Origin of the sequence: Shinella granuli (assembly GCF_004341885.1) — a bacterium.
Taxonomy (GTDB): Bacteria; Pseudomonadota; Alphaproteobacteria; order Rhizobiales; family Rhizobiaceae; genus Shinella; species Shinella granuli.
In genome coordinates this window covers 154,921-177,595 of the sequence record NZ_SLVX01000008.1, presented here as the reverse complement: position 1 = coordinate 177,595, position 22,675 = coordinate 154,921, and the positions used below count along the sequence as shown (strand labels likewise).

At 67.2% G+C, this 22,675-nt stretch carries 19 protein-coding genes; 12 read left to right on the top strand and 7 right to left on the bottom strand.

The genetic code is table 11. The features are described from left to right. Positions 1-49: 49 nt before the first annotated feature. Positions 50-337, bottom strand: coding sequence for a hypothetical protein (locus EV665_RS15220; protein WP_133034710.1), 288 nt, complete (start codon positions 335-337; stop codon positions 50-52). 107 nt (positions 338-444) lie between these two features. On the opposite strand from EV665_RS15220, the gene EV665_RS15215 reads away from it, so the two are divergent. From EV665_RS15215 to EV665_RS15180, 8 genes are read left to right on the top strand one after another with little or no spacing between them, the layout of a single operon-like run. Continuing rightward, positions 445-1,308 (top strand): transketolase, encoded by an 864-nt coding sequence (locus tag EV665_RS15215; RefSeq protein ID WP_133034794.1) that lies wholly within the window; start codon positions 445-447, stop codon positions 1,306-1,308. Next, positions 1,305-2,282 carry a transketolase family protein gene (locus tag EV665_RS15210; protein WP_133034709.1) on the top strand — a complete coding sequence of 326 codons (978 nt, stop codon included), beginning with the start codon at positions 1,305-1,307 and terminating at the stop codon, positions 2,280-2,282. Before EV665_RS15215 ends, EV665_RS15210 begins: the two co-directional genes overlap by 4 nt. A gap of 11 nt (positions 2,283-2,293) precedes the next feature. Next, positions 2,294-3,595: an aspartate aminotransferase family protein gene (locus EV665_RS15205; protein ID WP_133034708.1), complete on the top strand. Its 1,302-nt coding sequence runs from the start codon at positions 2,294-2,296 to the stop codon at positions 3,593-3,595. Between the two features lie 36 nt (positions 3,596-3,631). After that, a complete protein-coding gene (locus EV665_RS15200; protein WP_133034707.1) occupies positions 3,632-4,660 on the top strand; it encodes a polyamine ABC transporter substrate-binding protein in 1,029 nt (342 codons plus the stop codon). A gap of 11 nt (positions 4,661-4,671) precedes the next feature. Continuing rightward, the gene (locus tag EV665_RS15195) at positions 4,672-5,718 is read left to right on the top strand and encodes an ABC transporter substrate-binding protein (protein ID WP_133034706.1); all 1,047 of its coding nucleotides are present in this window, start codon (positions 4,672-4,674) and stop codon (positions 5,716-5,718) included. Further along, entirely contained in the window at positions 5,715-6,989 is a 1,275-nt protein-coding gene (locus tag EV665_RS15190) for an ABC transporter permease (RefSeq protein WP_245507723.1), read from the top strand. Before EV665_RS15195 ends, EV665_RS15190 begins: the two co-directional genes overlap by 4 nt. A gap of 3 nt (positions 6,990-6,992) precedes the next feature. Beyond that, the gene (locus tag EV665_RS15185) at positions 6,993-7,796 is read left to right on the top strand and encodes an ABC transporter permease (RefSeq protein WP_064333469.1); all 804 of its coding nucleotides are present in this window, start codon (positions 6,993-6,995) and stop codon (positions 7,794-7,796) included. Between the two features lie 10 nt (positions 7,797-7,806). Further along, positions 7,807-8,550 carry an SDR family NAD(P)-dependent oxidoreductase gene (locus tag EV665_RS15180; protein ID WP_133034704.1) on the top strand — a complete coding sequence of 248 codons (744 nt, stop codon included), beginning with the start codon at positions 7,807-7,809 and terminating at the stop codon, positions 8,548-8,550. Positions 8,551-8,569: 19 nt separating this feature from the next. Here EV665_RS15180 and EV665_RS15175 read toward each other — a convergent pair whose 3' ends face one another. Further along, the gene (locus EV665_RS15175) at positions 8,570-9,247 is read right to left on the bottom strand and encodes a GntR family transcriptional regulator (protein WP_064333471.1); all 678 of its coding nucleotides are present in this window, start codon (positions 9,245-9,247) and stop codon (positions 8,570-8,572) included. Positions 9,248-9,432: 185 nt separating this feature from the next. Here EV665_RS15175 and EV665_RS15170 point away from each other — a divergent pair, with 185 nt between their 5' ends. Genes EV665_RS15170 through EV665_RS15155 form a run of 4 tightly spaced genes read left to right on the top strand, consistent with a single transcriptional unit; the run spans position 9,433 to position 14,383 of the window. Further along, positions 9,433-10,797, top strand: a complete 1,365-nt coding sequence (locus EV665_RS15170) for an aminotransferase (protein WP_133034703.1) — start codon at positions 9,433-9,435, stop codon at positions 10,795-10,797. Positions 10,798-10,807: 10 nt separating this feature from the next. Continuing rightward, the gene (locus EV665_RS15165; RefSeq protein ID WP_133034702.1) at positions 10,808-12,244 is read left to right on the top strand and encodes an amidase; all 1,437 of its coding nucleotides are present in this window, start codon (positions 10,808-10,810) and stop codon (positions 12,242-12,244) included. 20 nt (positions 12,245-12,264) lie between these two features. Continuing rightward, entirely contained in the window at positions 12,265-13,347 is a 1,083-nt protein-coding gene (locus EV665_RS15160) for an ABC transporter ATP-binding protein (RefSeq protein ID WP_133034701.1), read from the top strand. A 1-nt stretch (position 13,348) separates the two neighbouring features. After that, on the top strand, positions 13,349-14,383 hold the full coding sequence (locus tag EV665_RS15155; protein WP_133034700.1) for a histone deacetylase family protein: 1,035 nt from the start codon (positions 13,349-13,351) through the stop codon (positions 14,381-14,383). Between the two features lie 6 nt (positions 14,384-14,389). Here EV665_RS15155 and otsA read toward each other — a convergent pair whose 3' ends face one another. The 5 genes from otsA to lhgO form a co-directional block, all read right to left on the bottom strand. Then, a complete protein-coding gene (gene otsA / locus EV665_RS15150) occupies positions 14,390-15,877 on the bottom strand; it encodes an alpha,alpha-trehalose-phosphate synthase (UDP-forming) (protein WP_133034699.1) in 1,488 nt (495 codons plus the stop codon). A gap of 222 nt (positions 15,878-16,099) precedes the next feature. Continuing rightward, entirely contained in the window at positions 16,100-19,249 is a 3,150-nt protein-coding gene (locus EV665_RS15145; RefSeq protein WP_133034698.1) for an efflux RND transporter permease subunit, read from the bottom strand. Positions 19,250-19,252: 3 nt separating this feature from the next. Continuing rightward, entirely contained in the window at positions 19,253-20,362 is a 1,110-nt protein-coding gene (locus EV665_RS15140) for an efflux RND transporter periplasmic adaptor subunit (protein WP_133034697.1), read from the bottom strand. Between the two features lie 199 nt (positions 20,363-20,561). After that, positions 20,562-21,152, bottom strand: coding sequence for a 3'-5' exonuclease (locus tag EV665_RS15135; protein WP_064333477.1), 591 nt, complete (start codon positions 21,150-21,152; stop codon positions 20,562-20,564). A 162-nt stretch (positions 21,153-21,314) separates the two neighbouring features. Beyond that, positions 21,315-22,508, bottom strand: a complete 1,194-nt coding sequence (lhgO, locus tag EV665_RS15130; RefSeq protein WP_133034696.1) for an L-2-hydroxyglutarate oxidase — start codon at positions 22,506-22,508, stop codon at positions 21,315-21,317. Positions 22,509-22,675: the final 167 nt, after the last annotated feature.

Sequence of the window (22,675 nt, the reverse complement as noted above, 5' to 3'; positions counted from 1 at the left end):
GCCGGACGGTCGTCTAAAACACTCCCCGGAGCATGCCGCGCAATGGCGTTCAGCGCTTTGCGATCGGAAGAGGCGTGCGATCAAGGACGCGAAAGCGCAAAGCGCGCGGCTGAGAGAGCGCGAAGCTCTTGCCGTCCTTGGCGGCATGGCCGGGCAGGAGGGTGCGTTCCCCTTCGGCCGGGCCTCGCTCGGCGCCGTCCTTCATGATGCGCGGCAATAGCCACGATGCACCGCACGACCGGCCTTTCCGGCTGGCGGCGGCGCGCGCCGCGACGCTCACCCCCATGATCGAAAGGCTGTCGCGGCGGACATGCCGGGCAATGCGCCCCTTGCGCAAAAAACTGTTGCACGCCGGCCGGTTTTCTATATCTTATAACTTATAAGTTAGAAAACAGCGGGAGCAGATCCTTGTCAGTGCGACAGACCCTAGGCGGCCACCTTTCGGTGGCGCGCAACGATGACCTATTGTCCGGCGAACAGCTTGCCTTCCTTGAGGAGCGCGCGCGCTTCGTCAGGCTCGAGACGCTTCGGCTGATCTCGATCGCCAAGGTGGGCCACTACACCTCCGTCTTCTCCTGCGCGGAGATCTTCGCGGCGCTCTATTACGATGTGATGCGGCTTCGAAGGGGCGAGCCGGCCTGGGTCGACCGGGACCGTTTCCTGATGGGCAAGGGCCATGCGGCCGTCGGCCTCTTCCCCATTCTCGCCGATCTCGGCTTCTTCGATCCCGCATGGCTTGAAAGCTATACGCGGCTCGGCAGCCCGCTCGGCGACCATCCCGACATGACCAAGGTCCCCGGCGTCGATTTCAGCTCCGGCTCCATCGGCCATGCCCTGTCGAACGGCGTCGGCATGCTGCTCGGCGCCCGCTTCCAAAAGCGCGATTTCAATGCCTTCGTCCTCCTCGGCGACGGGGAGATGCAGGAAGGCCAGGTCTGGGAAGCCGCCCTGTCCGCCGCCGCGCACGGTCTCTCCAACCTCGTCGCCATCGTCGATCGCAATGGCTACCAGCTCGACGGCAAGGTCGACGACGTCATGGCGATCGAACCGCTCGACGAGAAATGGCGCGCCTTCGGCTGGGAGGTCCACACCGTCGACGGCCACGATCTTGCGGCGCTGACGACGCTGCTGCGCAAGGTCAAGGCCGACCGTGCCCGGACAAAGCCCTGCTGCATCATCGCCCGCACGGTGAAGGGCAAGGGCATCGACTACATGGAAACCGAGCCCGGCTGGCATCTCGGCTATCTCGGCGCGGAAGACGAGGCGAAGGCCCGCGAAACGATCCTGAACATGGTGATCTCCCAATGACCCAACTGCTTTCCAAGGACTCGTGGCAGTACCGCGAGATCAACCGCCGTGCGCCCTCGCTCCCCACGCTGTCGAATGCGCTCATCGCCCTTGCCGAGGCCGGCCATCCCGTCATGGCGGGCACGGCGGACCTGCAATATTCCAACGGCCTTTCCGGCTTCGCCCAGCGCTATCCCGAGCGCTTCGTGCAGTTCGGCATTTCCGAGCAGAACATGGTCTCGGCCGCCGCCGGCATGGCGACGACCGGCGTCATTCCCTATGTGGCGACCTTCGCCTCGTTCCTGGCGCTGCTGTGCTGCGAGCAGATCCGCATGGATGTCGCCTATTGCAGGCAGCCGGTCCGCCTGATCGGGCACCATACCGGCATTTCGCTGGGCTTCTACGGAACCTCCCATCACGCGACCGAAGACATCGCCATCATGCGCAGCATCGCCAACCTCGCCGTCGTGTCGACGGCGGACGGGCCGGCGCTCGATGCGGCCCTCAGGGCGACCGTCGACTATCCGCTTCCGATCTATTTCCGCATCCACCGCGGCCATGATCCGGTCGTCTACGAGAACGGCGTTGCCTTCGAACTCGGCAAGGCGATCGTGCACGGCCTCGGCAAGGACATCACCATCATCGCCGCGGGCTATCCCGTGCATGGCGCCAGGCGCGCGATGGAGGAGTTGAACGCCGCCGGCCATTCCGTCGGCCTGATCGACATGCATTCGATCAAGCCGCTCGACGAGGAGGCGATCATCGAGGCCTCGGCCCGCTCGAAGGTCATCCTGACGGTCGAGGAGCACACCATTCTCGGTGGCCTCGGCGGTGCCGTTGCGGAAGTGCTGGCCGAAAAGGGCCGGGGCGCCCGTCTCGTCCGGCACGGCATCCGCGACGAATACAGCCTGATCGCGCCCCCCACCCATCTCTACAGGCACTACCGCCTGGACGGCGACGGCATAAGGGCCGTGGCGCTCGAAAGCCTTGCGTAAGGAGAATGCCGATGTCGACGAACAACGAAACGATCGCCGCGCGCGCCGAAGCCGTCATACCGGGCGGCCTGTTGAGCCCCAGCCGGCGCCTCGGCGCGCCGATCGCCTTCGCCCGGGCCGAGGGGGCCTATCTCTACGATGCGGATGGCAACCGCTACACCGACTATCACTGCGCCTTCGGCGCCAATGTCCTCGGCCACCGCCCGCCTGCCGTCGCCGCCGCGATCGCCGAGACGGCCGAAAACCTCGACCTGATCGGCGCCGGCGTGCTGGAGCTGGAGGTCGAGGTGGCCGAGCTGCTGGTGAACGCGATCCCCTGCGCCGAACAGGTGGCGTTCTGCAGCAGCGGATCGGAGGCGACCTACCATGCCCTGCGTCTCGCCCGCGCCCATACGGGGCGCAAGCAGATCATCAAGTTCCAGGGCGGCTATCACGGCTGGCACGATTATGTCGCAATGAACGGCCAGTCGAGCCGCCAGATGATCGGCTCCTACGACCCGATGTCCGACGGCATGCTGTTCGATGCCGCCCGCCACACCGCCATCCTGCCCTACAACGACGCCGGTGCCGTCGAGGATTACATCCGCAAAAACCCCGGCGAGGTCGCGGCGATCATCGTCGAGCCGATCGCGCACAATATGGGCGCGGTCATTGCCGAGAAGCAGTTCCTCGCCGACCTGCGCCGCATCACCTCCGAGCACGGTGTCGTCCTCATCTTCGACGAGGTGATCACCGGTTTCCGCCACGCGCTCGGCGGCTACCAGTCGATCGTCGGCGTCACGCCCGATCTTGCCACCTTCGGCAAGGCCGCGACGAGCGGATATCCGATCGGCATCCTCGCCGGCCGGCGCGAGATCATGGAGCGGGTGGGCCGCACGGGCGAGGGCGCCGTCTTCATGGGCGGCACCTTCAACGGCACGCCCGCCTCGATGGCGGCCGTCAAGGCGACGATCGGGGAGCTTGCCAGACCGGGCGTCTACGAGCGGCTGTTCGAGCTCGGCGCGTATCTGCGCGGCGAGATCGACGGCATCATCGCGCGGCACGGCCTGAAGGCGCAGGCCGCCGGCTTCGGCTCGGTCTGGCTCGTCTATTTCTTCGACGGCGCGTTCCGCGACTACACGGACCTCCTGCGCAACGACAACGATCTCGACATGCGCTTCCGCCGCGCGCTGATCGCCGGCCGGCAGGTCTTCCAGCCGCTCCAGCTCAAGCGCCTCTACCTCTCGCTGAGCCACGATCGCGCCGTCCTCGACGACACGCTCGAACTCATCGACACGACCATGGCGGGCCTCGCCCGTTCCGTCGCGGCCTGATCTTCCAACCTGCTCTCGAACACAAAAGGGGAACCCATGAGAACTCGGTTTTTTGCAATGATGGCGAGCGCCGCACTCGTCGTTTCGTCTCCGGCGCTCGCGCGCGACCTGACCGTCGTCGGCTTCGGCGGCGCGACGCAGGACGTGATGCGCGAAACGCTCTTCAAGCCCTACCAGGACAAGGCCGGCACGCCGCTTCTGGAGGAATCCTATACGGGCGGCATCGCCAAGGTGAAGGCCATGGTCGAGACCGGCACGACGACCTGGGATGTCGTGCAGATGGACGAGAACGAGATGATCCTCGCCTGCGACCAGGGCCTGCTGGAGCCCTTCGACTGGGCCAGCCTGCCGAACAGCGCCGACATCATCGCGCCTGCCAAGTCCGATTGCGGCGTCGGCGCCTTCGTCTGGTCGAAGATCCTCGCCTATGACGGCGACAAGACGAGCGGCGTCACCTCCTGGGCGGATTTCTGGAACCTCGACAAGTGGCCGGGAAAACGCGGGCTGCGCAAGCAGGCGCGCATGACGCTCGAAATTGCCCTGCTCGCCGACGGCGCAAAGCCCGAGGAGCTCTACGACATCCTGGCGACCAGGGAAGGGCAGGACCGCGCCTTCGCCAAGCTCGACGCGATCAAGCCGAGCATCCAGTGGTGGGAAAGCGGCGCGCAGCCGATGGAGTGGCTGGCCTCCGGCGAGGTGACCATGACCTCGGCCTATAACGGGCGCGTCATCGCCGCCAACCAGCAGGGCCGGCATTTCAGGATGTCCTGGACCAACCAGCTCTATGCGATGGACTTCTGGGCCATTCCGAAGGGCGGCAACAGGGACCAGGCCTTCGACATCGTCAACTTCATGACGAGCCCCGAGCCGCAGAAGGCCTTCGCCGAGAAGATGGTCTACGGCGTGACCAACGCCAGGGCGATGGACAGCATCGCCGCCGACATCAAGCCGCAGCTTCCGACGGCCGAGGAGAACATGGCGGGTGCGCTTGCCGTTAGCACGCCGTTCTGGGTGGATCACGAAGAGGAACTGCAGCAGCGCTTCAACCGCTGGGTCGCGCAATAAGGGAGGATGTCATGACGTATCGTAGGTTCTTCGGCGGGCTGGGCATGCTCGCCGTCCTGGCGGGTGCGCCCGCCGCCTTTGCCGATGCCGGCAGATTGACCGTCGTCGGGGCCGGCGGCGTGCTGCAGGATGCCGAGCGCAAGGCCTTCTTCGAGCCCTTCGCGGCGGCGTCCGGCGTGGTGCTGACGGAAGATTCCTATTCCGGGCAGATGGCCAAGGTGCGCGCCATGGTCGACAGCGGCAGCGTTTCCTGGGATGTCATGCAGGTGGAGCAGAACACCCTCCTGTCGGGCTGCGCCGAGGGCCTTTTCGAGGAACTCGACTGGAGCAGGATCGGCAAGCGGGAGGATTTCATTCCCGAAGCCTACAGTGATTGCGGCGTCGGCGCCTTCGTCTGGTCCATGGTGCCGAGCTACGACAAGGCGAAGCTCGCGGATGGGCCGAAGACCTGGGCCGACCTGTGGAATGTCGAGAAATGGCCCGGCAAGCGCGGGTTCCGCCAGACGGCCAAGATGACGCTCGAAATCGCGCTCCTCGCGGACGGCGTTGCCAAGGACGAGGTCTATGACGTGCTTGCCACGGACGAGGGCCAGGACCGCGCCTTCGCCAAGCTCGACGAGATCAAGTCGTCGATCCTCTGGTGGACGACGGGGGCGGAATCCGTCGAGCGCCTTGCCGCCGGCGACGTCGTCGCCACGGCGACCTTCAACGGCCGCGTCGCTGCAGCCAACGCCTCCGGCAAGGACTTCGCCCTCATCTGGGACGGGCAGGTCTTCGGCATCGATTACTGGGGCATCGTGAAGGGCTCGCCCAACCGGGAGAATGCGGAGAAGTTCATCGCCTTCGCCTCGACCGAGAGCGCCCAGGCGGCCTTCCCGCAACATATCGCCTACGGCGTCACCAACCTTGCGGCCATCAGGGGCGTCAAGCCGGAGATCGCGAAGGACCTTCCGACCACCGAGGCGAACATGGCCGCGGCCGTGGCGCTCGACACGGAGTTCTGGGCCGATCACGGCGAGGCGCTTGAGGCGAGATTTGCGACATGGCGCGCGCAATGACGTCGGATGTCCTCCTGCGGCCGCGCGCTGGCGCGGCCGACGGCCAGCAGGGGCGGGTTTCCGCCCTTGCCACCGGCTTTCGCGCCGACAGGCGGCGGCAGACGATCGTCAGCCTCGTCCTGATCGGCCCTCTCGTCGCCTTCATCGTGTTTGCCTTCGTGCTGCCGCTCGGCACGATGCTGTTCCATGCCATCAACAATCCCGAGGTCCGCAATGCATTGCCGATGACGCTCGCCTCGCTGGAGGGCTGGGACGGGGCCGACACGCCGCCCGAGGCGGCCTTCGAGGCGCTGGCCGCCGACATCCGGGCGGCCGCCGATCCCAAGGTCCTGGCGGAGGCGGGCCGCCGGCTGAACTACGAGATCACCGGGTTCCGCAGCCTTCTTGCCAAGACGGTGCGAACGGTCCGCAAGGCGCTGGTGGAACCCGCCAGGGCGCAGTTGCTCGCCATCGACGGGAACTGGGACAAGCCGGCCTACTGGCGGGTCATCCAGCGCAACGGCGCGCCGCTGACGGCCTTCTACCTGCTCTCGGCCGTCGACCTGCGCCCCGGGGAGAACGGCGGCGTGCAGATGGCGCCGCCGGAGGAGCGGCTGTTCCTCTCGACGCTGATGCGGACCTTGACGATCAGTGCGCTGGTCACGGTGATCTGCCTCTTCGTTGCCTATCCGGTCGCCAATGCCATCGTCGCCATCGGCGGGCGTTTCTCGGCGATCATGCTGGCCTGCGTGCTCCTGCCCTTCTGGACGTCGCTCTTGGTGAGGACGAGCGCCTGGATCGTCATCCTGCAGAAGGAGGGGGTGGTGAACCGCCTGCTTCAGGCGCTGAACATCACGGATGCGCCGCTCGAACTCGTGTTCAACCGGACCGGCCTCTACATCGCGATGGTGCATATCCTGCTGCCGTTCATGGTGCTGCCGCTGGTCAGCGTCATGAAGGGCATCTCGCCGTCCTATGTCAAAGCCTCCGCATCGCTCGGCGCGGGACCCGTGACGACGTTTCTGAGGGTCTATCTGCCGCTCACCCTGCCGGGCGTCGGCGCGGGATGTCTGCTGACCTTCATCATCTCCGCCGGTTACTATGTCACGCCCACCCTCGTCGGCGGCGCGTCGGACCAGATGCTGAGCTACTTCGTGGCCTTCTATGCCAACACCACGATCAACTGGGGCATGTCCGCCGCGCTCGGCGTCCTGCTTCTGGCCTGCATCCTCGCGCTCTACGGGATCGTCGGGCGGATCGTCGGCATCGGCCGCATCGTTGGAATGGAGTGAGAGATGCCTGTTGCCTTGAGACGCGTGCAGATCGCCTTCTGCTGCCTCGCGATGGTCTTCCTGATCGGGCCGACGCTCGTCATCATCCCGATCTCCTTCAGCTCGGCCAACTTCCTGTCCTATCCGCTGCCGGGCTTCTCCCTGCAATGGTACGAGAAGATCCTGCAGCCGCAGCCCTGGATGTCGGCGCTCCTCAACAGCCTGATCATCGGCGTGGGCGCGACGCTGGTCTCCACGGTGCTGGGCACGCTGGCGGCGCTCGGCATGTCGCGCGGCCGGCTTCCGGCCCGCTCGATGATCCTCGCGGTGGTGATCTCGCCGATGATCGTGCCCGTCGTCATCAGCGGCGTCGGCATGTATTTCTTCTTCGCCAGGCTGGGGCTCGTCGCGTCCTTCCTGGGCCTCGTTCTCGCCCATGCGGTCCTGGCGGTGCCCTTCGTGCTGATCACGGTCACCGCCACGTTGAAGAATTTCGACATGAATCTCGTGCGGGCGGCGGCGAGCCTCGGCGCGAGCCCGTTCCATGCCTTCCGCACGGTGACGCTGCCGCTCATCGCGCCGGGCGTCATCTCGGGCGCGCTCTTCGCCTTCGTCTTCTCGTTCGACGAGGTCGTGGTCGCGCTCTTCATCAGCGGGCCGGGCCAGCGCACGCTGCCGCGCCAGATGTTCGACGGCCTCCGGGACAATATCGATCCGTCGATCCTGGCGATGTCGACACTGCTCGTGATCATCTCCATCGTCCTGATGGGGGGCGGTGCCCTGGCGCAGAAGCGCGCGGCGGCGAACCGTTCGATTGCCAATCTGTAGGGGTGAAACCATGATCATCGTGACAGGTGCCACGCACGGGATAGGGCGGGCCTGCGTGGAGAAGCTTGCAGCGGCCGGCGCCCGGGTGGTGGCGACGGGCCGCGATGCGGCGGCGGGCAGGGCGCTCGAAGAGATCGGTCCCGGCATCACCTTCGTGCCCGGCGATGTCGGCCGCGAAGAGGACTGCCGGCGCGTCGTCGACCGCGCGCTCGATCTTGGCGAGGGCCGGCTTGCGGGCCTCGTCAACAATGCCGGCATGTCGAAGCGCATTTCCTTCGCCTCCGCCACGCGGGACGATTGGGACGAGGTGCTGGCGGTCAATGCACGCAGCACGTTCCTCTTCATCCGCCACGCGCTGGAAGGCCTGCGGCGCGGCCGGGGATCGGTCGTCAACATCGCCAGCATCGCCGGAAAGACCGGCGAGGAGGGGCTTGCCGTCTATTGCGCCTCGAAGGCCGCGGTCATCGGCCTGACGCAGGCGCTGGCGCTGGAATTCGGCGAGGAGGTGCGCTTCAACGCGGTCTGCCCCGGCCAGATCGGAACGCGCATGATGGACAGGATCATGAGCGATGCCCTGCGCAGGAAGCAGCTCGAACTGCGTATCCCCGCCAACCGCTTCGGCGCCCCGCAGGAGGTGGCGGATGTCGTCGCCTGGCTGCTGTCGGATCAGTCGACCTATGTCAACGGCACGGTCGTGACCGTGGACGGCGGGGAAACCGCCGGCCTGCGCACCCCGCGCATCGCTCAGGTCTAGGATCAATCCGGCGCCGGGTTCATGCGGCGCCGCGTTCCTCGAAATAGCGCAGGAGACTGGGCGAGGCCCGCTGGATGTCGTTCTCGATGGCCTGGCGGGCCTTCTTCTTGTCGCCGGCCCTGAGGGCCTCGATGAGGTGCACGTGCTCCTCCGCACCGGTATAGTTGTGCGGGATTTCCCGGTAGTAGACGTTGAGGATCGGCCCCATCGAGACCCACATGCTCTCGATCTGGCCGACCAGCATCGGCATGCGCGACAGGCGGTAGACGCCGAAATGGAAGGCCCGGTTGGAGGAGCGCGCCGCCTCCAGGTTGCCGGCCTTCTCGTTCTTCACGAAGGCGGCGTGGAAGGCTTCGAGCTGCGCGAGATCGGCGGCGGTCACATGGTCGGCGGCGTGTTCCGCCGCCAGCCCCTCGAGCGCCATGCGGATCAGCTTGATCTGGATGTAGCGGGCGCGGCTGAGGTCCGGCACCGTGACGAACCGGCCGGAGCGCAGTTCCAGCGCCTGCTCGCTGACGAGCCGCAGGCAGGCCTCGCGCACCGGCGTGACGCTGGTGCCGAGCTGCTCTGCCAGGTCCTGCATGAGGAGGCGGTCGCCCGGCGCGAAATTGCCGACGATGAGGCCTTCCCGCACCTTGGTGTAGATCCGGGCGGACAGGCTGCCCACCTCGCCGGGCTGCATCTCCATAACGCTCATGGGCATTCTCCTCGTCTTTATCGCAGCTCTAGCTGAAATGCCCGGAGCCGCCAATCGCTTATATCTTATCGCTCGCCATGGGCGGGGCGTTGCAAAAAGTTTTCCGCCCTCGGCGAAATTCGCTTGCATGCGCTTTCTGATAACTTATAACTTATAAAATAGCAAACACGGTTCCGGAGGCTACCTTGCATAACTCGCTGCGGGCGCGCGACATGGCGTACCACTTCCATTCCCAGACCAATCCGCGCCGGCACGAGGCCGAGGGCCCGTTGGTGATCACGGCGGGGGAGGGCTGCTATGTCGTCGACGAGATGGGAAACCGCTATCTCGAAGGCATGGGAGGCCTCTGGTGCGCCTCGCTCGGCTTCCGCAGCGAGCGCCTTGCGGATGTGGCGGCAGGCCAGATGCGCAGGCTCGCCACCTACCACACCTTCAATCACCGCTCGAACGACCCGACCGTGGAACTCGTCGAGCAGATCGCGACGCTTTCCCCCATTCCGGGCAGCAAGGTCTTCCTCGTGAATTCGGGCTCGGAAGCCAATGACACGATGATCAAGCTCGCCTGGTACTACAATGTCGCGCGCGGCAAGCCCGGCAAGCGCAAGATCATCAGCCGCAAGGGCGCCTTTCACGGCAGCACCGTCATGGGGGCGGCCCTCGGCGGGCTGCCGCACATGCATGAGAGCTTCAACATGCCCGGCCTCAACGTGATCTATACGGAAAAGCCGCACTATTACCGCAACGCCCTGCCGGACGAGAGCGAGGAGGTCTATTGCGCCCGGCTGATCGCCGCGCTGGAAGCCCTGATCGAAGCGGAAGGGCCGGAAACCATCGCCGCGATGATCGCCGAGCCGATCATGGGGGCGGGCGGCGTCGTCCCGCCGCCGGCGGGCTATTTCCCGGCGCTGCGGCAGCTTCTGACGAAGCACGACATCTTGCTTCTTTCGGACGAGGTCGTCTCCGGCTTCGGGCGAACCGGAAAGTGGTTCGGGTCCGAGGCCTGCGGCTTCGTCCCGGACATGATGTCGGTCGCCAAGGGCCTGTCCTCGGGCTACCTGCCCATCGCCGCGGCGGTGATCGGCGATCCCATCTACCAGGCGATTGCCGACGAGGCCGACCGCATCGGGGTCTTCGGCCACGGCTTCACCTATTCCGGCCATCCGGTCACCGCCGCGGTGGCGGCCGATGTGCTGCGCATCTACCGGGAAATGGACGCTCCCGGACGGGCCGCCGAGCTCGGCCGCCGGCTCTTCGCCGCGCTCGACGCGCGCATCGCGGGCCATGTCCTCGTCGGCGAGGTCAGGGGGACCGGCTTCCTTGCCGGCATCGAGCTCGTGGCCGACAAGGCGAGCCGCACGCCCTTCGATCCCGCCTTGAAGGTCGGCGCGCTTGTCGAGCAGCGCTGCCGGGCGCATGGCGTCATGATCCGAAACATGGGCGACGTCATCTCCCTATGCCCGCCCTTCGTCATGACGCCGGAGGAGGTCGACCAGCTCGTCGACGGCATAGCGGCGGCGCTCGACGATGCCGCCGACCGGCTTGCAGCGTGAGGGCGTGACGATGGATGAATTTGGCGATCTGGACCTCACGGCGCAGGCGGATCTCGTGAAATCGGGGCAGGTCACGGCGGGGGAGCTGGTCGAGGCGGCCATCCGGCGCGCCGAACAGGTGAACCCCGCGATCAACGCGATCATCGCACCGCTCCATGACGAGGCGCGCGCGGAAGCCGCGCAGGCGGCCAAGGACAGCCTTTTCGCCGGGGCGCCCTTCCTGGTGAAGGACCTCTATTGCCACATGAAGGGCGTGCCGACCACCGGCGCATCCCGGCTGACCCGGAATTTCGTGCCCGCCCGGGACAGCGAGCTGATGCGCCGCTACCGTGCGGCCGGCCTCAGCACGTTCGGCAAGACCAACCTGTGCGAATTCGGCACGCTGGGCACCACCGAGCCGAAGCTGTTCGGCCCGACGCGCAATCCCTGGAACGTCGCGCGGTCGAGCGGCGGTTCGAGCGGCGGCGCCGGCGCGGCGGTGGCGGCGGGCATCGTGCCGGCGGCGCATGGCGGCGACGGTGCGGGCTCCATCCGCATTCCCGCATCCTGCTGCGGCGTCTTCGGGCTGAAACCCTCCCGCGGGCGCATCACGCTGGGTCCGGATCTCGGCGACAGCACGGGCGGGATCGTGAACGAGCATGTCCTGTCCCGCAGCGTGCGCGATAGCGCCGCCCTCCTCGATGCGACACAGGGTCCGATGCCCGGCGATCCCTACACCGCGCCGTCTCCTTCGGGCCGTTATGCGGATGCGATCCGGACGAAACCGCGCCGCCTGCGCATCGGCCTCACCACGGCCTCCCTGCTCGGCACGACGGTCGATCCCGACTGCGTGGCGGCGGCGATCGACACGGCGCGCCTGTGCGAAAGCCTCGGCCACGAGGTCGTGGACTGCGCGCCGTCGATCGACGGGGAAACCTACCGCACCCTCTACAAGCGGTTCTGGGCGATGACGGCGACGCGCGCGATCACCGCGCTGGCGCGAAGCCGCGGCGAGGACCCGTCCGCGCTCGTGGCCGAGGTGGAGAGCTTCAACCAGTATCTCTACGGCGTCGGCTCGCGGATTTCGGCCGCCGACTATCTCGTCGATCTCAACTGGTTCCACATGACGGGCAGGACGCTGGCGACTTTCCTGCTCGACGTCGATGTCTGGCTGACCCCGACGCTCGGCACGCCGCCGCCCGAACTCGGCCATTTCGATGCCGACAGGCATGGCGGCGAGGCGGTCATGGAGCGCTTCCTCGAATTTCTGGCCTTCACCACCTTCGCGAACATGGCGGGCCTGCCGGCAATGAGCGTGCCGCTCTCCTGGACGGCCGACGGCCTGCCCGTCGGCACGCAGTTCACCGGCCGGTTCGGCGACGAGGCGACATTGCTTCAGCTCGCGGCGCAACTGGAAGAGGCGCGCCCCTGGGCGCAGCGCCGTCCCGCGGTCCACGCGGCCGCATGACAGATAAAAGGGGAACCGGAATGTCATCCTCCAACTACGTCGAATTCCTCAACATCGACAAGAGCTACGACGGTCGCAACCTCGTGGTCGACGATCTCAACCTCACCATCGCGAAGGGCGAGTTCCTGACCATGCTCGGGCCGTCCGGCTCGGGAAAGACGACGAGCCTGATGATGCTGGCGGGTTTCGAGGCACCGAGTTCCGGCAGCATCCGGATCGACGGGCGATCGCTGGACGCCGTGCCGCCGCATCGACGGAACATCGGCATGGTCTTTCAGAACTATGCGCTCTTTCCCCACCTCACGGTCGCCGAAAACCTCGATTACCCCTTGCGGGTGCGCAAGATCGCGAAGGGGGAGCGGGCCGGCCGCGTTCGAAAGGCGCTGGAGATGGTCCAGATGGGGGCGATGGGCGAGCGAAAGCCCGCCCAGCTCTCGGGCGGGCAGCAGCAGCGCATCGCGCTCGCCCGCGCCATCATCTTCGAGCCGGATGTGGTGCTGATGGACGAACCGCTCGGCGCGCTCGACAAGAACCTGCGCGAACATCTCCAGCTCGAGATCAAGCATCTCCACGAGCGCCTCGGCATCACCGTCGTCTATGTCACGCACGACCAGTCCGAGGCGCTGACCATGTCCGACCGCGTCGCCGTGTTCAATGCCGGCAGGATCGAGCAGCTTGCCCCGCCGAGCGAGCTCTACGAGCGGCCCGCGACGGCCTTCGTCGCCGGCTTCATCGGCGAGAACAACCGGTTCACCGGTCGGATCGTCAGCGGCGAGGGGGATGAATACGGCGTGCGCACGGAGGACGGGCAGCTCATCAGCGTCTCCAGCAGCGCGGCCTTCTCGAAGGGCCAGCCCGTCATCGTCTCCCTGCGCCCGGAACGGCTCTATCTCGACCGGGCCGCGGCCTGCAGCAACCGCGTCTCCGGGACCGTCGACGAGGTCATCTATCTCGGCGACCATCGCCGGGTCCATGTCCGCTTCGGGGACAATGCGACGCTCGTCGCCAAGATCCCCAATGCCGGCACGGGCATCGATATCGCGCCCGCGCAGGCCATTTCGCTCGGCTGGAACAGCCGCGACGCCGTGCTGATCCCCGCCTGACATGAAGGCGGTCTATTCCGACCGGCACCGGCTGCACAGCCCCGGCACCGTCGTCGAACGCGGCGTTGCCCGGCCGAGCCGGGACGTGCCCGAACGCCTCGACGCGCTGCTGCGGGCGGTGCGGCGCGCCGGGCTTGCGGTCGTCGACGCCGTCGATCACGGCATGACGCCGCTGGCGGCCGTCCATACGGACCGCTATCTCGACTTCCTCGCCGCATCGCAAGGCGCTGGACACGGGTCGCTCGCGCCCGCCGTCTTCGAAAGCCGTCCCGATGCCTACCGGCCGGACTGGTCGCCGATCGCCAAAGCGGGGTTTCATCTGCGCGACCAGCTCACCCCCGTCGGCGCGGGCACATGGCAGGCCGCGTACTGGGCGGCGCAGGTGGCCCTCACCGCCGCCGCGCTCATCCAGGAAGGGGAGCGGCGGGCCTATGCCCTCTGCCGGCCGTCGGGCCATCATGCCGGCCGCGATTTCGGCGGCGGCGCGACCTATCTGAACAATGCCGCCATAGCCGCACGGGCGCTTGCCTCGTCTTTCGGGCGGACAAGCCTCATCGATGTCGACGTCCACCACGGCAACGGCACGCAGGATATATTCTGGGAGGACCCGCACACCTTCTTCGCCTCCCTGCACAGGAGCCCTGCCGGCTACTATCCGCACCTCACCGGCTTTGCCGACGAGGCGGGAGGGCGATCCGCCCCGGGCCGCACGCTGAACCATCCCCTTGCGGAGGGCACGGGCGATGCGGCCTATCTCACCGCATTCGGGACATGCCTCGACGCCGCGCTCGCCCATCGGCCCGCGGTCCTGATCGTTTCCCTCGGCTTCGACGCCCTGGCAAGCGACCCGGCCCAGGGCCTCCAATTGACCGCCGGGGCCTTCGGGACGATGGGCGACGTGCTCGGGCGGCTTAATCTGCCGGTCCTGTTGATCCAGGAGGGCGGATACGATCTGGCGAACCTCGAACAGGCAGCCACCCGGTTCCTGTCGGCTTTCCGGCAGCACGGCGCGGCCGGGGACGGCGGCGCCTGCTGAGGCCGGCTACGACCAGCGCGCGAAGGATACCGACGTGGCCTTCCGTTGGGTCTGCACGCGTGTCTCGGCAGGCCTGACGGAGGTCGACACGGAGGCGGCGCGCGCCTTCTGCGCCGCGGGTCCCCCGGCGAGATCATCGAGGAACGTGTTGCACCAGGTGAAGACGTCGTTGGCGCGCAGCGTCTTCATCATGGCCTTCCAGCGCTCCCGGCGCTCCTCGACGGGCATGGCGAGGCTGCGGGCCATGGCGTCCGCGGTGCCCTCGACGTCGTAGGGATTGACGAGCACAGCCTCCTTCAGCTCCTGCGCCGCGCCGGCAAAACGGGAGAGCAGCAGGACGCCCGGGTCCTCCTCGCTCTGGGCCGCGACGAATTCCTTGGCGACGAGGTTCATGCCGTCGCGCAGCGGCGTGACCAGGGCGAGCTTGGCCATGCGGTAGAGCCCGGCCAGCGCCGGGCGGCGCAGCGAGCGGTTGATGTAGCGGATCGGCACCCAGTCGACCGTGCCGAGCGCGCCGTTCACGCGGCCGGCCTGTTCGGCGACGGCCCGCTGCATCGCCTCGTATTCCGGCACTTCGGAGCGTGATTTCGGCGTGATCTGCAGCAGCGTCACCTTGCGCTGGCTGTCGGGGTGGCGGTTGAGGAAGGATTCGAGCGCGTCGATGCGCTGGGTGATGCCCTTGGAATAGTCGAGCCGGTCGACGCCGATGATGAGCTGCTTGCCGTCGAGGCTCTGCAGCATGCGCTTGTGCAGCGCGGTCTCGGCCGCCCGTTTCGCCAGCGCGGCGAAATCGTCCGTCTCGATGCCGATCGGATAGGACCGGGCGGTGAAGGCCCGCTCGCCGACGACGAAGCGGAACGTATCGAGCCGCTTGCCGAGGCCGCGCCGGAAAAGGCAATCGGCGAAGTTCTCGCAATCGTGCTCCGTCTGGAAGCCGAGCACGTCATAGGCCGTCAGGCTCGTCAGGATCTCCTCGTGCACGGGCATGGCGTGGAAGACGTCGGGCGCGGGCCAGGGGATGTGCAGGAAGAAGCCGATCCGGTTGGTCACGCCCTGCCGGCGCAGTTCGGCGGCCAGCGGGATGAGATGGTAGTCGTGGATCCAGATCAGGTCGTCCGGCTCGATGAGCGGCAGGAGGCGGTTTGCGAAGAAGCGGTTCACGCGGAAATAGCCGGCCATTTCGCGCCGGCCGTATTCGGCAAGGTCCAGCCGGTAGTGGCAGATCGGCCAGAGCACCCGGTTTGCAAAGCCCTGGTAGTATTCCTCGACGTCGCGCTCGGTGAGGTCGGTGAGCGCGTATTCGATATTGCCCTCCTTCAGCCTCTGCAGCGGCCCGACCGCATCATCCGCGCAGGACCGGCCGGACCAGCCGAGCCAGAGCCCGCCCCGCGCCTCCAGCGCTGTCTGAAGGGCGACGGCGAGGCCGCCGGCAGGCGCAGTCCCGCTCTTGTCGGGAATGGGAACGCGGTTGGAAACGACGACGAGACGAGCCATGAAATCGGTACTACCTTGTGGGCCGCGCCCCTCATTGCATGAGGGCTTTGCGAGGGCGCGTTGAACCCGAAAAAGAGGAATTTTGCGCCAGCGGGCAGCGCTGGCGGACTTTTTCGCAATGCACCGTAAACGGCCGGGGGCCGGGAAGGTTCCCTAAACCGGCGATTTTGCCGTCCCGCGGGGCCGTTTCCGCGGCTCGGCCCGCCCCCGGGACGGGGCGCTTCAAGGGCGCTGGAGGGCGGCGTCCTCCTCGGCCTGCCGCTCCCGGTGGCGGGGTCCCCTGGGGAACCATCCGGCGACGCGCGCGCCGACCGGGTCGAGCAGCGTCAGCACCACGGGCACGAAGACGAGCGTCAGGAGCGTGGAGGAGATGAGGCCGCCGATGACGGCGTGGGCCATCGGGGCGCGCTGCTCGCCGCCCTCGCCGAGGCCGATGGCCATCGGCAGCATGCCGAAGATCATCGCCAGTGTCGTCATGATGATCGGCCGCAGGCGCACCGCGCCGGCATCCGCCAGGCTGTCCTGCAGGCTCTTGCCTTCTCGCCGGCCCTGGTTGGAATAGTCGACGAGCAGGATCGCGTTCTTGGTGACGAGGCCCATCAGCATGATGAAGCCGATGATCGAGAACATGTTGAGCGTCGAGCCGGTGACGAGAAGGCCGATCAAGACGCCGATCAGCGACAGCGGCAGCGTCATCATGATGGCGACGGGCTGGAGGAAGGACCCGAACTGCGAGGCGAGGATGATGTAGATGAAGATGACGGCAAGGGCGAGCGACTGGAGCGCATAGCCCATGCTCTCCTGGAGGTTTTCCGCATCGCCGCCGAAGCTGATGCGGTAGCCCGCCGGGATCTGCATCTTCGCGATGGCGGCGTTGAGGTCCGCCGTCACGTCGCCGAGCGCGCGCCCCTCGATATTGCTCTCGATACGGATCTCGCGGGAGAGGTCCTTGCGCGTGATGGCGTCCGGCGCGGTGCTTTCGATGACGTCGGCCACCTGGTCGAGCAGAACGGTGATCGGCTTGCCGTTCTCGTCCGTCCGGCCGGTGGCGATGGTGAGGTCGCGAAGCTGCGCGGCATCGCGCCGGCCCGTCGCCGGCAGGCGCACCACGACATCGTAGGTCTCCCCGTCCGGTGCGTTCCAGACGGATATGGCATCGCCCGCCACCAGCGGGCGCAGGGTGTCGCCGATGGCCGCGATCGAGACGTCGAGGTCGCTCGCCGCCTCGTGGCGGATCCGCACGGCGAGCGTCGGGCGCTTGTTCTCGATCGACGATTCGACCTCCGTCGCGCCGGGGATGGCGGCAAGGGCGGTGGTGATCTCGTTGGAGATGCGGCGCAGTTCCGCCTCGCCGTCGCCGAGCACGGAGAGCTGGAGCGGCTTTTGCGACGAGCCCATGCCCGTGTTCTGGCCGATGGAGACCTCCAGGCCGGCAATGGAGGCGAGGCGCTTGCGGAACGGCTCCATGCTGGCCGCCGTCGTCACCGAGCGCTCGGTGCTCGGCTTGAGCTGGACGGCCACCGTCGCCTCGTTGAAGCCGCGCGCCCCGCCGGCATTGATGGTGGAATAGATGGTGTCGACATAGTCGAACTCGCGCAGCGCCCGTTCGACCTGGCCGACCTTCGCCGCCATGTAGTCCAGCGACGCGCCCTCGGTGGCCTTCAGCGCGATGGAGACCTCGCCCTGGTCGGCCGGCGGCAGGAATTCCGCGCCGATGCGCGGCACGAGCATCAGGCTTGCGAAGAACAGCGCGATGACCACGAAGACCGTCGTCTTGCGATAGCGGAAGGTCCAGCGGATGAGCCGGCGATACCGGTCGGCGAGGCGCTCGAACCAGCGGTCGAACCGCGCGATCAGCCGCCCGAGCGGGCCTCGCTTGGCGTTCACCTCGGACTGCGGATCGTACCAGACGCTCGACAGCATCGGGTCGAGCGTGAAGGACACGAAGAGCGAGATGAGCACCGCGACGGCGACGGTCACGCCGAACTGCAGGAAGAACCGGCCGATGAGCCCGCCCATGAAGGCGACGGGCAGGAAGACCGCGACGATGCAGAGCGTGGTGGCGAGAACCGCAAGGCCGATCTCGTTCGTGCCGTCGAGGGCAGCATCCACATGGCTCTTGCCCATGTGCAGATGGCGCGTGATGTTCTCGCGCACGACGATCGCGTCGTCGATCAGGATGCCGATCGACAGCGACAGCGCCATGAGCGTCATGGTGTTGAGCGTGAAGCCGAGCGCATGGATGAGGGCGAAGGTGCCGATCACCGAGATCGGCAGGGTCAGCCCGGTGATGACGGTCGAGCGCCAGGAATTGAGGAACAGGAAGACGATCACCACGGTGAGCACGCCGCCCTCGATCAGGGTGCGCTGGACCTCCTGCACCTGGGCGGCGATGGGCCGGGAATTGTCGCGCGTCACCTTCAGCTCGACGCCCTCGCGGGCAAGCTCGACATTCAGCGCCGCGATCTCCTTGCGCAGTTCCCGCGCCACTTCCACGGTGTTGGCGCCCTGCACCTTGACGACGTCCAGCCCCAGCGAGGGCATGCCCTGGTAGGTGGCGCGGCTCGTCACCTCGGCGCCGATGTCGAGGATCGTCGCGACGTCGGACAGATAGACCGGATAGCCGCCGCTCTGCGCGACGATGATGCCGTTGAAGCCCGCCACATCCGGCACGCGGCCCTCGACGGTGACGATGCGCTGGTTGATGCCGGAGATCAGCGTGCCGGCGGCGCGGTCCTGGTTCTCCTTGCGGATGGCGTCCATGACGGAGGTGACCGCGATGCCATAGGCTTCGAGGCGGTCGGGATCGACCATAACGAGCACCTGGCGCTCGCTGCCGCCGACCAGCGAGATCTGGCCGACGCCGGCGATGACGCTGAGCCGGTTGGTGATCACGCGGTTGGCGAGCGTGGTGATCTCCGAAAGCGTGCGCTTCGAGGACGAGGCGGCGATGGAGAGGATGGGCGCGTCGTCCGGATTGAAGCGGGTGACCTGCGGCGTGTCCACCGCGTCGGGGAAGCTCGCCTCCAGCCGCGCGACGCGGTCGCGCACCTCCTGGGCGGCCACCTGCGAATCCACGTCGAGCTCGAACTGCACGACGACGACGGAGCGGCCCTCGTAGGATTCGGAGATGATCGTGTCGATGCCGCCGATCGTGTTCAGCGCCGTCTCGATCGGGCGCGACACTTCGCTTTCCACGGTCGAGGGCGAGGCGCCCGTATAGCTCGCGGTGACGACGACGATGGGAAGGTCGGTCTCGGGGAACTGGTCGACGCCGAGGCGGAAATAGGAGAACAGCCCGATGACCAGGATCGTCACCATCATCATGGTGGCGAAGACGGGATGGCGGACGCTGATGCGCGTGAGGAACATCGCTTACAGCCCCTCGACGACGACCGGCATGCCCGCCTCCAGCGCCGGCAGCGGCGCGGACACGACGACGTCGCCGGTTTCAAGCCCCGAAACCGCGACGAGGCCCCGGTCCGTCCATGCCGTGCCGAGCACGACCGGCTGGCGGCGCAGCACGCCTTCCGTCACCTTGAGCACGAAGCTGCCCGTCTGGTCCTGGCGGATCGCCGCGTTCGGCAGGGCGATGACGCCCTTCCGCTCGTCGACCTTGAGGATGCCCGTCGTGAACATGCCGCCCTTCAGCGTGCGGTCGTTGTTGTCGATCGCCAGGAAGACCCGCACGGCCCGCGAGCCGGCGACGGCGGTGGGCGAAATGCGCGTGACCGCGCCGGAGAAGGTCCTGTCCGCAAAACCCTCGACCGTGAGCTCGACCGGCTGGCCGACCCGCACCATGGGAATGCGGCTGGTCGGCACGCCCGCATCCACCTCCATCCTGGAGAGATCGACGATGGTGAGGAGCTCGGTGTTGAGCGCCACCGTCTGGTCCTGCTCGACGGGCCGCGAGGCGACGACGCCGTCGAACACGGCGCGGACCTGCGCATCGGCGAGGTCGCGCTCGGCATCCGCGATCTCGGCCTGCTTCGAGCGAAGCTGGGCGGCGAGATTGGCGACATTGGCCTCGGCCTCCAGGGTCGCCGCCTCCGTGGACGCGCCGCTCTGCCCGAGGCTGGTGGTGCGGCGCAGGACGGATTCGGCGAGCTGCAGTTGCGCGGCCAGGGCCTCCGCCGAAGCCCGGCGCACGGTCAGCGTGGATTCGAGCGCCCGCGTGTCGAAGCGAACGAGAAGGTCTCCCTTGCGGACGACATCGCCGACCTTGACGGGCAGCTCGACGATCGTCGAGGCGACGCGCGCGGCGAGCGTCGACCGGCGGATCGGCGCCAGCGATCCGGAGATCCGCACGTCGCTGGCAATGTCGCGCGGCTCGACGCGCGTGACGTCGACGCCGGCCAATTCCAGCGGCGGGCTGGAAGCATCCGCCGTCTGCGCCCATGCGGCCTGAGATCCGCTAGTGGCTACCGTGATCAAAAGCCAGACGGCCCCGGCCGCGCTGGACCATGCCTTGTTGCGTGCGAACATTGTTGCTCCGAATGACAGCCGGCGGTGTTGGACCGGTACGTAGAGTTTCGGCTGCGTACAATCCAGGAATGAAAAGCGAAGATAGAAAAAATCTTGGCGATAGTGCGGGAGCGCCCCGCATTGCGATGACGCGGCTCTTTTTTCAACCAGATGCGGGCTTTTGCAAGGCGGAAAACGAGGCCGGCGGCAGGGCCGCCGGTCAGAACCTGCGGCAGGTGCAGGCCTCGTAGCCGCCGGCAAACAGCCGGCCCGCCTTCATGCCGATCCGCGCCGGCACGTCCTGCACGCTGTCCACCTTGAGCGATCGCGCGATCGAGAGGGCGGCCTCCGCGCAGACCGCGGCGTCCTCGGCCGCATTGTGGTGCGCGAAGCTCAGGCCGAGATGGGCGGCGAGCACGTTGAGCTTGTGGGATCCGAGATCGGGCCAGACCTTCTGCGCCATCTTCACCGAGCAGAGATAACGAAGCTCGGGATAGCCTTGCCGGTACTGATCGAGGCAGGCGCGCCAGACGCTGAAATCGAACGCCGCGTTGTGGGCGATCATCGTGGCGTTCCGGAAATCGTCGGCGAACTCGTCCATGACTTCGGGAAACTCGCCCGCGTCCTCGACATGTTCCGGCCGGATGCCGTGGATCGCGATGTTGAAGGAGGAAAAGCGCATGCTCTTCGGCCGTATCAGCCGCTCCTCGACGCGCACCACCCGCCCGTTCTCGATCCAGGCAAGGCCGACCGAGCAGGCGCTGGCCCGCTGTTCATTGGCTGTCTCGAAATCGATCGCGATGGTCTTCAAGGATGTTCCGGTCCCGTTGTGTGCGTCCTGCTCTAGCGGCACCCGGGCGATTCGGCAAAAGGCAAAGGCGGAAGGCCCGCCCTCTTCGGTCCACGCAAGCGCCCTGAAGGCGCCAGGGGGCATCGCAGCGAAGTCATCGCACCGCCCTTTCCGGCTGGGCGGCTACGGCGTCTCCATCGTGCGGCGGGCGATCATCCGGGCGATCGGGATGGCGGAGGTGGCGGCGGGGGAGGGCGCGTTGCAGACATGCAGCATGCGCTCCGTCTGGACGAACAGGAAATCGTGGATGAGGGCGCCGTCCCTCCCCACCGCCTGGGCGCGGATGCCGGCCTCGTGCGGCAGGAGGTCGGCAAGCCCGAGGCCCGGGCAGTATTTCCGGCATTGCGCGAGATAGCCCGGTTTCCAGAGCGAGTTGCGCAGCTCCGTCACGGCCGATTTCCGGTTGGCGAACACGGTCTTCCAGAAGCCGGGGAACAGCGCGTAGTCGGCCATGTCGGAAAGGTTGACGGAAAGGCGCGGATAGCCCTCGCGGGCAAAGCCGATCACGGCATTGGGCCCGACCGTCACGCTGCCGTCGATCATTCGCGTCAGGTGGACGCCGAGGAAGGGCAAGGCGGGATCGGGGACGGGGTAGATCAGGTGGTGGACGATGTCGTTCCTGTCGGCGGGCAGGCGGTAATATTCGCCGCGGAAGGGCACGATGCGGTGCTCGATCGACAGGCCGGCGAGAAGGGCGAGCCGGTCCGACTGGAGGCCGCCGCAGACCACCAGCTTGCGCGCCTGCCAGCTTCCGCCTTCCGACCCGATGGTCACCGCGTCCGGTGCCTCGCGAATGCCGGTCACGCGGGTGGACAGGCGGATCTCGCCGCCGAGGGCCGCAATGCGGCGTCCCATGGCCTCGCAGACCTCGGCATAGCTGACGATGCCGGTCGCGGGAACGAAGAGCGCCCCGCGGCCGCGGATATTCGGCTCGCGTTCCTTCAACTCGTCCGCGCCGAGGCGGTGCACCTCGATCGTGTTCTGCTTCGAGCGTTCGTAAAGCGCATCCATGCGCTGCATTTCGAGATCGGAGGTGGCGACGAGAAGCTTGCCGCAGGTCTCGAAGCGGATGCCGTTCTCGGCGCAGAAGGCCTTGGTGGCGGCCGCGCCCTCGCGGCACAGCTCGGCCTTCAGGCTGCCGGGCGGATAGTAGATGCCGGCATGGATGACGCCGCTGTTGTGGCCGGTCTGGTGCCGGCCGACCGCCGCCTCCTTCTCCAGGAGGACCAGGCTGCTGCCGGGACGCTCCTCCAGAAGCCGCATAGCCGTTGCCAGCCCGACGATGCCGCCGCCGATGACGCAGTAATCGTATTTCATGTGTCTTGCCTCTCGGCGGCGGACTATGCGCCAACCGCCCGGCATCCGCCATAGCCCCGCGCCATCCCGGGCGTGATCCTGCCCTGCTGAAGGCGGGCCATCGCCTTCTTCCCCTTCTCCCCCGCGGGGAGAAGGTGCCGGCAGGCGGATGAGGGGGGTGCCGAAGG